This is a genomic window from Streptomyces laurentii, from assembly GCF_040635425.1.
Taxonomy (GTDB): domain Bacteria; phylum Actinomycetota; class Actinomycetes; order Streptomycetales; family Streptomycetaceae; genus Streptomyces; species Streptomyces laurentii.
This window is the reverse complement of record NZ_JBEYHT010000083.1, coordinates 16,486-28,455: the sequence shown is the minus strand read 5'-3', so window position 1 is coordinate 28,455 and position 11,970 is coordinate 16,486. Positions and strand designations below refer to the sequence as shown.

The 11,970-nt window shown below is 72.5% G+C and carries 11 protein-coding genes and 1 tRNA gene; 4 read left to right on the top strand and 8 right to left on the bottom strand.

Annotated features, from left to right (window positions below):
* Positions 1–12: 12 nt before the first annotated feature.
* Positions 13–86, bottom strand: a tRNA-Pro gene (locus ABZ693_RS32960).
* A gap of 655 nt (positions 87–741) precedes the next feature.
* On the opposite strand from ABZ693_RS32960, the gene ABZ693_RS32955 reads away from it, so the two are divergent.
* Positions 742–1,950 carry an acyl-CoA dehydrogenase family protein gene (locus ABZ693_RS32955; protein WP_359885007.1) on the top strand — a complete coding sequence of 403 codons (1,209 nt, stop codon included), beginning with the start codon at positions 742–744 and terminating at the stop codon, positions 1,948–1,950.
* A 285-nt stretch (positions 1,951–2,235) separates the two neighbouring features.
* Here the strand turns inward: ABZ693_RS32955 and ABZ693_RS32950 are convergent, their stop codons facing one another.
* From ABZ693_RS32950 to ABZ693_RS32925, 6 genes are all read right to left on the bottom strand, one after another.
* Complete coding sequence (locus ABZ693_RS32950; protein ID WP_359885006.1) at positions 2,236–2,814, bottom strand: GAF domain-containing protein; 579 nt, start codon at positions 2,812–2,814, stop codon at positions 2,236–2,238.
* On the bottom strand, positions 2,811–3,446 hold the full coding sequence (locus tag ABZ693_RS32945) for a GTP-binding protein (RefSeq protein ID WP_359885004.1): 636 nt from the start codon (positions 3,444–3,446) through the stop codon (positions 2,811–2,813). Before ABZ693_RS32945 ends, ABZ693_RS32950 begins: the two co-directional genes overlap by 4 nt.
* Complete coding sequence (locus ABZ693_RS32940) at positions 3,424–3,795, bottom strand: DUF742 domain-containing protein (RefSeq protein ID WP_359885003.1); 372 nt, start codon at positions 3,793–3,795, stop codon at positions 3,424–3,426. Before ABZ693_RS32940 ends, ABZ693_RS32945 begins: the two co-directional genes overlap by 23 nt.
* 2 nt (positions 3,796–3,797) lie before the next feature.
* Positions 3,798–4,232: a roadblock/LC7 domain-containing protein gene (locus ABZ693_RS32935; RefSeq protein WP_359885001.1), complete on the bottom strand. Its 435-nt coding sequence runs from the start codon at positions 4,230–4,232 to the stop codon at positions 3,798–3,800.
* A gap of 7 nt (positions 4,233–4,239) precedes the next feature.
* The gene (locus tag ABZ693_RS32930) at positions 4,240–6,291 is read right to left on the bottom strand and encodes a sensor histidine kinase (RefSeq protein ID WP_359885000.1); all 2,052 of its coding nucleotides are present in this window, start codon (positions 6,289–6,291) and stop codon (positions 4,240–4,242) included.
* 510 nt (positions 6,292–6,801) lie between these two features.
* On the bottom strand, positions 6,802–8,142 hold the full coding sequence (locus ABZ693_RS32925) for an MFS transporter (protein WP_359884998.1): 1,341 nt from the start codon (positions 8,140–8,142) through the stop codon (positions 6,802–6,804).
* 162 nt (positions 8,143–8,304) lie between these two features.
* Between ABZ693_RS32925 and ABZ693_RS32920 the strand changes: the two genes are divergently transcribed.
* On the top strand, positions 8,305–8,913 hold the full coding sequence (locus tag ABZ693_RS32920) for a TetR/AcrR family transcriptional regulator (RefSeq protein ID WP_359884996.1): 609 nt from the start codon (positions 8,305–8,307) through the stop codon (positions 8,911–8,913).
* A gap of 36 nt (positions 8,914–8,949) precedes the next feature.
* On the opposite strand, the gene ABZ693_RS32915 is transcribed toward ABZ693_RS32920, so the two are convergent.
* A complete protein-coding gene (locus tag ABZ693_RS32915) occupies positions 8,950–10,179 on the bottom strand; it encodes an MBL fold metallo-hydrolase (protein ID WP_359884994.1) in 1,230 nt (409 codons plus the stop codon).
* Positions 10,180–10,334: 155 nt separating this feature from the next.
* Here ABZ693_RS32915 and ABZ693_RS32910 point away from each other — a divergent pair, with 155 nt between their 5' ends.
* Both ABZ693_RS32910 and ABZ693_RS32905 read left to right on the top strand, forming a co-directional pair.
* Positions 10,335–10,994 (top strand): TetR/AcrR family transcriptional regulator, encoded by a 660-nt coding sequence (locus tag ABZ693_RS32910; protein WP_359884992.1) that lies wholly within the window; start codon positions 10,335–10,337, stop codon positions 10,992–10,994.
* A 145-nt stretch (positions 10,995–11,139) separates the two neighbouring features.
* On the top strand, positions 11,140–11,970 hold the full coding sequence (locus ABZ693_RS32905) for a hypothetical protein (RefSeq protein ID WP_359884991.1): 831 nt from the start codon (positions 11,140–11,142) through the stop codon (positions 11,968–11,970).

The following is an 11,970-nucleotide window of genomic DNA, read 5'->3' as shown; positions in this document are numbered from 1 at the left end:
GACTCTTTCGAGTCGGGACGACAGGATTTGAACCTGCGACCCCTTGACCCCCAGTCAAGTGCGCTACCAAGCTGCGCCACGTCCCGGTGCCCGTCTGACCTGCGGTTTCCCCGGCCCGACGTGCAAGAGAACCATACCGCACTTCGGCAGGTGGTCACGAACCGGTTCGCGGGGCGAGCCTCCGGCGCGGGTGCCTGCGGCCGGCGGAGGGCCTTCCCGGCGCCCTCCCCTCTCCCCCTTCCCCGGCGCAGGCGTCCGAGCACGCTCCGTAACAACCATCCTTCACTCTCCGTAGCGCCTCAAAGCGCCTGCTCGCGCGCCCCCGCGCCCCCGCCGCGGGCTCGGGAAAGGGCTTGATCACGCCACATCCGACGCGGTTCCCGAGGAGTTGGTTTGGGGAACAGATCCGGAATACCGCGTCTTCCGAGGAGGAAGGGGCCCATGAGGCGACGAGACCCGCCTCACCGCCCTATGACCGTGATTCCCTTGCCCTTGGCATGTGGCAGAAACACGTCCCCCGGGAATGTCCCGCAGCCGGGAGGGAGCAGGCCAACCCTCCATGAAACACATGCAGAAACAAACGTCAACCGTTCCTGTTTAAGACAAACTCGGTCTCGATATTGATCCCTATCCGAAAGATCAACACCATGAAGTGGTCGGCCTACTCGGGACGGAACCACTGCCGATGCTCCACCTGCTCGGACCACTCGACGGGCAGGCAATTAGCAGGGGAGGACTCGAATGGACGGCTACTTCAACAGTCGGTTGCATCATCAGCTCCGTGAAACCGTCCGCGACTTCGCGGAGAGTGAAGTTCGGCCACGGATACCGGAGATGGAAGCCTCCCGAACGGTCCACCACGAGCTGTCCCGGCTGATCGCCGCCCAGGGCTGGATCGGCGCGACGATCGCCCACGAGTACGGCGGCATGGGCGCAGGTCACCTGGCCAAGACCATCATCATCGAGGAGCTGGCCCGGGTCAGCGGCGCGATGGGGGCCATGGTCCAGGCCTCCCAGCTCGGCACCGCCAAGATCGTCCACTTCGGCAGCGACGACCAGCGCAAGACCTGGCTTCCGGCCATCGCCGCCGGCGAGTGCCTGCCGACCATCGCGGTCACCGAACCCGACTCCGGCGGCCATGTGCTCGGGATGACGGCCAGCGCCGTCCGCGACGGCGACGACTACATCCTCAACGGGAGCAAGGTCTTCGTCGGCAACAGCCACGTCGGCGACCTGCACGGCGTCGTGGTCCGCACCGGACCCGGTTCGAAGGGACTCACCGCGTTCCTGGTCGAATCCGATCGTCCGGGCTTCCGAACCGGTCCGCAGAAGCCCGCCATGGGTCTGCACGGTTTCAGTTTCGGCGAACTCATCTTCGAGAACTGCCGGGTTCCGGCCGCGAACCGGCTCGGCGACGAGGGCGACGGTCTCGCCGTCGCGTACTCCTCCAGCGTGCTCTACGGCCGGGCCAACCTCACGGCCGTGTCACTCGGCATCCACCAGGCGCTCCTGGACGAGACCACCCGCTTCGCCAGCGAGCGCATCCGCTACGGAAAGCCGCTCGCCGAGCTGCCCACGGTCAAGCTCAAGCTGGGACAGATGCAGTCGCGCCTGATGACGTCCCGGCTCGCCGCCTACCACGCCGTCCACCTGCTCGACCAGGGCATGTCCTGCGACGCCGAGCTGATGAACGCGAAGCTGGTGAACGTCGAGTCCGCCATCGACTCCGGGCGCAACGCCATGGAGATCCACTCGGCAGCCGGTCTCTACACGGACCGCCCGGTCGAGCGGTACCTGCGGGACGCGCACCACATCTTCGCCCCCGCCGGCACCTCCGACATCCAGCTCCTGCGTCTCGCCGAGTACGCGCTCGGCCAGGACAAGGGCAGCTGGTCGGAGCGGCTCTCCGAGGTCGTCCGCACTCCGCCCCTGGAGCCGGTCCACGCCTGACGGCCATCCGGCGAGCCCGCCGCTGAAACGCCCGGCCGCCTCATCGGCCGGACGCCCGGCCGCCTCATCGGCCGGAAACCGGTGGCCCCCGCACACCACGGTGCCCCGGAGTACGGCGACAAACGCCGTACTCCGGGGCACCGGAACGTCCGGCTCCACCGCGATCCGTATCCGCTCCGTACACGATCCGTGAGCATCAGGCCCATCGGCCGGTCACGGTCCGTACGGACCACGGGCACGGACCGTACCCCTGAGACCGTCGGGGGCCGACAAGAGGACGGATCGTCAGCGCAAGCCGTCCTCGCGGCGGTTGATCTGCTCCATCAGCTCGGCCGCCATCCCCTTGATCGTCTCCAGACCGGCCCGGCCCCACGGCCGGACGTCCGTGTCGACGACGCAGATGGTGCCGAGCGCGACCCCCGTCCGGTCTATGAGAGGCGCTCCCATGTAGGAGCGGATACCGATCTCGTCGACGACCGGATTGCCCGCGAACCGCGGGTAGTCGCAGACGTCCTCCAGGACCAGGGCCTTGCGGCGCACCACCACGTGCGGGCAGTAGCCGTGGTCGCGCGCCATGAAGCGGCCCACTCCCCCGCTGCCGCCCGCCGCCGCGGTCGCGCCCAGGTCGGACCCCGAGTGCATACCGGCCGGGGTGTGCAGACCCGCGAAGAACTGCCGGTTCTCGTCGATGAAATTGACCATGGAGAACGGCGCTCCGGTCACCTCCGCGAGCCGGTGGGCGAACTCGTCGAACGCCGGGTCCGGCTGCTCGCCGAGGCCCAGTTCCCGCATTCGAGCCACGCGGGCGGGCGCGTCCTTGTCGATCGGGGTCAGCAGCATGTGGCCGGTCGGGTCGTAGGTCATGACGTGGCTCCATAGCTCGGCACGGCGGCCGGGATGGTGGTGAGCAGATGCTGGACGAGGGTCAGCAGGGTACGGATCCCGGAGCTGGCGATCCGGGCGTCGCAGAGCACGATCGGAACGTCGGACCGGAGGTCGAGCGCCGCCCGTACCTCTTCCGGGTCGTAGCGGAAGGCGCCGTCGAACTCGTTGACCGCGACCACGAAGCGGATCCCCCGCCGTTCGAAGAAGTCGACGGCGGAGAAACAGTCCTGGAGGCGGCGGGTGTCGGCGAGGACGACCGCGCCGAGCGCGCCCTCGGACAGTTCGTCCCACATGAACCAGAAACGTTCCTGGCCCGGGGTGCCGAACAGGTACAGCACGTTGCGCGCGTCGAGGGTGATGCGCCCGAAGTCCATCGCGACGGTGGTCGTGGTCTTGGACTCCACGCCCTCCAGACTGTCGGTGGCCGCGCTGACCGAGGTCAGCAGCTCTTCGGTGCTCAGCGGTTCGATCTCGCTGACCGCGCCCACGAACGTGGTCTTGCCGACCCCGAACCCGCCCGCCACCAGGACCTTCAGGGCGGTGGGGAGCGGGTCGGTCGCGAGACTCCCGTGACCACGGTCGTGGCGCTCAGAGCCGTTGTCGTAGGCCATCGAGCACTGCCTCCAGCAGGGAACGGTCGGTTGGGTTGGTGTGGTAGCGGGGCGCCCGGGCAGTGAGTGCCCCGCAGTCCACGAGATCCGAGATCAGGACTTTGGTGACGACGGCCGGCAGCTTTAAGTGCGCCGCGATCTCCGCCACCGAGGTGGGGCCGCCGCACAGGCCGAGAGCCAGACTGTGTTCGGGGCCCATGTGCGGCTGCGGGGCACCGCCGGTCGCCATCACCATGGAGAGCAGGTCGAGGGTGGCGGTGGGCTTGGTACGTCCTCCGCTCACGGTGTACGGGCGGATCAGCCGGCCGGCCGCGTCGTCGAGCCAGGGTCCCTCCTGGCGGGCCCCCATGCTCAACGCCCCAGGCCGCCCGGCGTGCCCGCGGCCGTTCTGGCCGGGGTGACCAGATACGGCCGCACGCTCTTGACCAGCATCGCCATCTCGTACCCGAGGACGGCGGCGTCGGCCTCGCGGCCGGCCAGGACCGCGAGGCAGGTGCCGGAGCCGGCGGTGGAGACGAACAGCAGCGTGGAGTCCAGCTCGACGACGACCTGGCGGACCTCGCCGCCGTCACCGAAGCGGGCGCCGGCGCTGCGGCCCAGCGAGTAGAGACCGGAGGCCAGCGCGGCCATGTGGTCGGCCGCGTCGTGGTCGAGTCCGTGGACGGACTTCACCAGGCCATCGGAGGAGAGCAGGACGGCGCTGCGGGTGTAGGGGACCCGCTGCACCAGGCCGCTCAGCAGCCAGTCGAGATCCGCGGAATGGCCGTTCGGCGCATGGCTCGCCATGGTGCATCTACTCCTTGTGCGCGTCGTCGGGACGCAGCGGGTCACGGGGGGTGGGCTGGGTCTCCGCGAGGCCGATGCCGCGCTGGAACGCGGCCATCAGACCCGGGTCGTGCAGGGCGTGCTCCTCGGGCTGGCGGGCCGTCGGCTCGTCGCGCAGCTGCGGGACGAGGTGTTCCTGGGCACGCCGCTTGGGGAGATCGGGCCTGCCCGACGCGCCGGCGCGCGGGGCCCGGGGGGCCTCGCCGCCGGGGGCGGAGAGCGTGGTGCCGGGCCCCGCGGGCTCGGCCTGGGAACGCGGGGTGGGCGGGGAGGGCTGGTGCGGTACGCCGGGCAGGCCTCCGCCGCCCGGGGTGCCGGCGCCGCCGTATCCGCCGCCGTTCCCGAATCCGGTGGTGTCGCCGTACCCGCCGGTGTCGCCGTACGCGGTCGGGGCCCCGTGCCCGGTGGAACCTGCGGGCGCGACCGGCGCGGCGGCCGGGGGCTGCGGGTGCGGCGCGGCCATGGGCGCCGGTACGGGGGCGGGCGCGGCGGCGAATGCCTGGTGCGGGCCCTGGGGGTGGGCGAGGGCGTGGGCGGAGCCGGCGTCGGCCACGGGCGGCAGCGGCGCGGCAGCGTGGCCGACGACCGACGGAGCGGGGGCGGGCGCCGAGACCGGGGCCGGGGCTCCGGTCTGCCGCGCGCTCGCCGGACCGCCGATGAGCTGGACCGTGTCCGGGCCGCTGTCCTGCGCCTGCGGCGCGATCGGGGCCGCCGGGGCAGGTGCCTGCGCCTGCGCGGCCTGGGCCTGGCCCTCTCGGCGGGCCAGCCCCTCGGGATCGGCGCCGAGGAGACCCTGCGGCAGGACGAGGACGGCCTGGATGCCTCCGTAGATGTTCGACTGCAGGCGCACGGCGATGCCGTGCCGCCGGGCGAGCGCCGAGACGACGAAGAGTCCGATGCGGCCGTCCTGGAGCAGATGCGCCACGTTGACCTGGTCGGGGTCGGCGAGCAGGGCGTTCATCTTACTCTGCTCGTCCGCCGGCATACCCAGGCCGCGGTCCTCGACCTCGATCGCGAGACCGGCCGTGACGTACTGGGCGCGCAGCAGCACCGTGGTGTGCGGCGCGGAGAACAGCGTCGCGTTCTCGACGAGTTCGGCGAGGAGGTGTATGACGTCGGCCACGGCATGGCCCCGGAGCGTACCGTCGATCGGCGGCACCAGTTTCACCCGCGGGTACTGCTCGACCTCGGCGATGGAGGAGCGCAGCACCTCGGTCATGGTGACCGGGTTCGACCACTGGCGGCGGGAGATGGCGCCGCCGAGCACGGCCAGGTTCTCCGCGTGGCGGCGGATGCGGGTGGCGAGGTGGTCGATGTGGAACAGGCCCTTGAGCAGCTCGGGGTCCTCGACCTCGTTCTCCAGTTCGTCCAGAAGCTGGATCTCGCGGTGGACGAGCGACTGGAGGCGGCGGGCGAGGTTCACGAAGACCTCGACCTTCTGCTCGTTGCCGACGCTGCTGGAGAGCTTGGACGCCTGTACCACGGCGGACACGGCGGCCTCGTGGGAGCGGGCGAGCTCCTGCCCGAGACGGTCGAACGCGTCACCGGACGCGCCGGCGGCGGGCAGCACGGGGCGCGGGGCCAGGCTCTCGCCCTTGCGCAACTGGTCCACGACGGCGCGGAGTTCGTTCTGACCGCGGGAGTTGGTGTGCCGCAGCGCCTCGGCGCGGTCGAGCACCATTCCGGCGGTGCGCTCGGCGCCGAGCACGGCGGCGGCGATCGCGGCGACCGCGAGTGCGGCGGCGCCGATCAGCGCGGTCCACAGGCCCGCCGTCAGGCCGGCTCCGGTGGAGCGGACCGTGATCAGCACGGCGACGACGCCCGCGAGCGCCACCACGAGCGCCGGGAGGACGGACGTACGCAGGAGGTGGGGTCGTATGCGCGCCTCGGTCGGAAGCGACGCGGGCTGCTGAGCGGGGCCGGCCGCGCCGGCCGGAACGGCGGCGCGGGCGCCCGACCGGCCGTGCCGGCCGCCGTCACGGCGGTCGGAACGCGCGGCGGATGCGCGAAGTTGAGGCATGAATGTCCTTGGTACGTGCCCAGGAATCGGCGTACTACGGGGGAAGGTTCTACGTGGGTGTGATGAGCCTACCGATGATCACCAAACAGCCACTGTAGTCGTCAACCGCTCACTCGCGGTGCGCAGTTGGCAAACTTACCCGGAGACCACGCAGGTCTGGTATCGACCTTCACACAACCGACTCGAAATGATCGGCCGAAAGTTGCCCATTTGACGATTCGGGTCCTTCTTCAGGGTTTTATCGGAAGCAATTCGACGATCCGTATTACCTGGTGGACGGGCGTAGACGGAGGGCAACCGGAATCCTGATGCACGGGCGTGCGCCAGGGCGTACGCCATCCCGGCGGCGCACGCCTCCTGGCCCCTTCACTCCGCCGCGCCCCCGGATCTCCGGCGTCCCCATTCGCTTTCACAGGGCCGCGATGGGTACGCCGGGTATCGCGAGTGGTCACGTTGTGTCACCGCGAGGGCCGGAAATCACGCCACCGGACACGGCCGAACGGGTGGCGGTCAGCGAGGAGCCGCGGCGGTGACCGTACGGGCGCGGCCGGCGGCCAGGGCGACCGCGGCTTGGGACGCGCAGGCGATCAGGAGTCCGGCGAGCGGCCAGGTCCAGGTGCCGGTGACGTCATGCAGGGCGCCCGCGCCCAGCGGGCCCAGGACACCGATGAGATAGCCGATGCCCTGGCCCATCGCGGACAGCGCGGCGGTGGTCGGCGTGTCGGGGGCGCGCAGGGCGAACAGGCCGAGCGCGAGGGCGAATCCGGCGCCGAGCCCGAGGCCGAGAACGGCGACGGACGGCCAGAGCAGCACATACGGTCCGGCGACGACGCCCGTGAGGCCGGTCGCGGTCAGACAGGCCACGGTCACGCCCGCGGCCCGCTGGTCGGCGAACCGCCGCCCGGAGACGGCCAGCAGCCAGGCACCGAGCACGCCCACGGCGTTGCAGAGGGACAGGGCGAGTCCGGCGGAGGCCGGGCTCGGGCCGCGCCCCTGCCACATCGTCGGCAGCCAGCCGAAGACGGTGTACGAGAGAAGCGCCTGGGCGCCGAAGAACAGCGTCACCTGCCAGGCGAGCGCGCTCCGCCACAGCGGGGCGGGCCGACCGGCGGGGGCGGGGCCGGGGAGAGGGCCGGCAGCGGGAGCGGGAGCGGAGCCGGCAGCGGGGGCGGGGGCGGGCTCCGAAGCCGGCTTCCGGCCGCGCGTCCGGTCGAGGCCGACCCGCACCACCACGGCCGTCACGACCGCCGGCGGAACGACGAGCAGGAGCAGCGGGACGCGCCAGGCCGACCCGGTGGCCGCGGCGAGCGGGACCGCGACGGCGGGTCCGGCGGCGGCGCCGAAGGTGAGCGCGCCCGAATAGAACGCGGACACACGCGGCACGGAGCGCGGGAAGCGCTGCTTGATGAGCCCGGGGATCAGCACGTTGGCGATCCCGATCGGCGCGGCCACCAGCACGGTGCCGGCGAACAGCGCCATGGGTGAACCTCCGGCACGAACGGCTCCGCCGAGGGCCAGGATGCCGAGCGCGACGATCAGCAGGGTGCGGGTGGAGTGGCGGCGGGCGAGGCGCGGGGCGGCGAACGCGAACACGCCCAGGCACAGCACGGGCAGCGAGGTGAGCACGCCCGCGGCGGTGTCGCCGAGCCGCAGGTCGCCGCGGAGCGGCGCGAGGAGGGGGGCGACGGAGGTCAGGGGCGCGCGCAAGTCGAAGGCGACGAGGGCGAGGGCCACGAGGAGCAGGGCCCCGGCGCCGGACGGCGCGGGCGACCCCGGTGCGAGGTGGTCGGTTTCCGGTTCGGAAGCGGGCGGGCGCGGGTGCATGGACGCGGTCCGATCTGGTCGAGGCACGGAGGAGGATCGAAGGGCGATTACGATACAGTACGAACTGAATCAAAATAGAGAGCCGCGTCGGCACGGTTCGCCGTCACTAGGCGGTGCCTGATCCACCCTTGCCGGGCGGCCCGGCAGACTGGGCGCGTGAGACCTCGTACCGCACCGGAAGGCGGCCCCGTGCCCCGCAGTTCGTCAGTTCCCGACGCCACCGCCCGTACGGCCGGACGCAAGAAGGACCCGGAGATCGACCGGGCCGTCCTGCGCGCCACGCTCGACCTGCTGGAGGAGAGCGGGTACGCGGCGACCTCGATCAGCGCGGTCGCCTCCCGTGTGGGCGTCTACCGGCCCGCCATCTACCGCCGCTGGCCGTCGAAACAGCATCTGGTGGCGGAGGCCGTCGCCTCGGCCCTCGGCTCCGAACCGACGCCGGACACGGGCGACTTGAGGGCCGATCTGCTCACCGGTGTCGGCACGCTGGTCGCGGCCTTCACCTCGACCGGGGTGAGCCGGGTCCTGCCCGCGCTGGTGGCGGATCTGTCCCAACAGCCCGCGCTGCACCAGGACTTCCTGGACTCCGTGTTCCAGCCGCGCCGGGCCTCCACCGCCCGCCGGCTGCGGGCCGCCGTCGAACGCGGGGAGATCCAGGCGGACTTCGACCTGGAGTTCATCCTGGACGCCCTGGCCGCACCGCTGTACTACCGGGCCCTGTTCGGCCACGGCCCCGTCACACCGGCCGTGGCCGAACAGAGCGTCGACCTGGTCCTCGCCTCGCTGCGGCCGCGCTGAGACCCGGACCGGGCGGCGCGGCGAACCGCCCCCGGCTCAGTCCTCGCGTACCAGATCGAAGTCGCGTACCGGCAGCTCCGGACGCTCCGGCACCGGCCATGTGCGCGTGACCGCCGGCGAGACGTCCCGCCACCACGGCCGCGCCGGAAGCTCCCCGCCCGGCTCGAACGGCTGCCCGGGAACGGGTACGGCGAGCGCCTGCCCGACCGCGCCGGCCGCGGCCATCGTCCACTCGCCCGGCTCGGCCCAGGCGTGCAGGGAGAGGTTGAAGGTCCCCCAGTGGATCGGCAGCAACACGCCGTCCGCGCGGCCCTGCTGAAGGTCGAGATGGCTCTGGACGCCCTGCGCGGGATTCATGTGGATGTCCGGCCAGGCGCCGGGCAGCGGCGCGCCGTCCTGCCGCCCCTGCGGCCAGTACTCGGAGTACGCGCCGATCTGGATCATGGTCGCGTCGAACGGGCCGTGCGCGGCGCCGATCTCCCGGAATCCGGAGAAGTAGCCGGTGTCCCCGCTGTGGTAGATGCGGTGCTCGGGCCCCTCGACCACCCAGGAGGCCCACAGGGTGTGCTGCTGGTTGCGCAGGCCGCGCCCGCAGAAGTGCCGGGCCGGGGTCGCGGTGAGGCACAGGTCGCCGACGCCGGTGGACTCGTTCCAGTCCAGCTCGCGCAGCCGGGAGGGCGACACGCCCCAGTGCTCCAGGTGGGCGCCGACCCCGAGCGGGACCGCGAACAGGGTGTCGCTGGTGGCCAGCGCCTTGATCGTCGGGAGGTCGAGATGGTCGTAGTGGTCGTGCGAGATGACGACGATGTCGACCGGGCCGAGGGAGGCCAGCGGCGCGGGCACGGGGTGCAGCCGCTTCGGCCCGACGAAGTCGAAGGGCGAGCAGCGGTCGCCCCACACCGGGTCGAACAGCACCCGGCGCCCGTCGATCTCGGCGAGGACGCTGGAATGCCCCATCCAGGTGAGGCGCAGCCCGGTGGCCGGCGGGCGGGCCAGATCGGCGACCGTGGTCGGGTGGACGGGGATCCGGCCGGCGGGGGCGCGGCGGGCCCGCGCTTCCTTCTCGAAGTACACCTTGGCGAACTCGACCGCCGAAGCGGACGGCCGGGGCCGGGTCGGATCGGGGTTCACGAAGACCCCGTCGGCGAAGTGCGGGGAGCGGCGGATGCGCGCCAGGCGCTCTCCCGTCGCGTCGGCGCCGAAGGCCGCGGGGCGCAGGCCGCGCAGCCGCGCCCGCAGCGAGGGATCGGAGCCGGTGCCGGTCACAGGGCCTCCTGGAGTCGAGAAGTCTTCTCATTATGTGCGCCGACCGCCGGGCGCCACCCGTCTCCGGCCCCCGTCCGGAGGGCATCCGGCTCGGGCCCCGGCGACACGACGGACGGATGATCATGCACCGGTCATGTCTGTGTAGGGTGCGAGGCGTGGCGAAAGTGCGGGTGAACGTGGCCGAGCGACGGCAGGAACTGCTGCGGGCGACCGTCCTCCAGATCGGCGCCCGGGGTGTCACGGCGGTCCGTATCGCCGACGTCGCCGCGGAGCTCGGGGTCAGCAACGCCCTCGTCCTCTATCACTTCGCGACCAAGGAACAGCTGGTCACGGCCGCGTTCGCGTACGCGGCCGAGGAGGATCTGGCCCGGCTGCGCACCCTGCTCGGCCGGCGCACCACGGCGGTCCGCCGACTGCGTTCCGCGGTCCGCTGGTACGCCCCGACCGGCCGTGCCGAGGGCTGGCGGCTGTGGATCGAGTGCTGGGCCGCCGGCCCGCGCGAACCGGCGCTGCGCGAGGTCGCCGGCGCGCTGGACCGGGCTTGGAAGGACCAGCTGGCGGCGGTCATCGTGCAGGGCGTGGCCGCGGGCGAGTTCGAGTGCCCCGACCCGGTCGCCGCGGTCTGGCGGCTGACCGCGTTCCTCGACGGCCTGGCCGTCCAGATGACCGCGTACCCCGGCGCGCTCCCCCGCACCACCATGCTGGCCTGGGCGGACGCGGCCCTCGCCCGCGAACTGGGCCTCGCGTCCCTGCCCCGGAACGGCGCGGCGGGCACGGGCGGCGCCCGCCCGGGCGCGCGGTCGAACGGCGGCTGACAGCGCCGACATCGGGATCCGGATGCCGCCGGACGCGCCTGCCGGGCCCGATGCGTACGGCCGGGACACCCGTGCCCGGCCCGGCGGCGGAGGCATTTCCTCCCCTCCCCGCAGGGCGGATCATGGCGCGCCGGGAGGTGGTCTCATGACCCGACGGGACGAGGCGGCGGACCTCGTGGTGATCAAAGTGCCGAAGACGACGGTCCGCGTCCTGGGGCAGCCGTGCACGTATTACCCCGTCAGAGGGCGGACCGAGGGCAGGTACGTCGGCTCGACGGCCGTCCTGGGCACCGGCGCCGAGGAGCACGCGTGGCGGACGGCCGCGGAACGGTTCGACGCCGCGCTCCTGGAGGCGAGGCGGGCGCACACACGGGGCGCCCGGTGGGCCCGGCGCCGGGCGGAGCGCAGGTGCCTGGAGGCGCTGACGGCCGCCGAGAACGACTACGCGCCCGTACGGGACGTGATCGAGCGCCGGTACGCCGAGGTGGAGGCGCGACGGCGGGTGTGGGGGTGGGCGGTCGTCGAGGCCGTACCGCCGCGGGACGAGATCTACGTGTACCGGCACGACGTCCCCGGTACGGAGCCCGCGCCCGGGCCCTCGTCGACGCACCCGCTGCGATCCGAGGAGCCCCTGTCGGCCCGCGGTCTGGAGCGGGAGCTGTACCGGCTCGGGGACGTGCACGGTCTGACGGACGTCCGCTGGGAGGACGGGGCCACGGAGCGGGTCCGGGACGAGTGCGCGCTGCCCGACGAGCCCGGGGCGTTCGAGGCATGGTGGTCCGAGTTCACGGAGCGGGGGTGGCGGTCCTCCCGCGAGGTGCCGCTGCCCGACGCCCCGCCCCCGCGTCCCTCGCCCGCTCCGGATTCCGGCGGCGGTACGCGAGCGGGCCGCCGGCACCGCGGCCCCGAACGGGACTACGACGGCGTCGGCGAGGGCCACGGCGGATACGGCGGCGGCTTCTTCGGGGGTTATTAG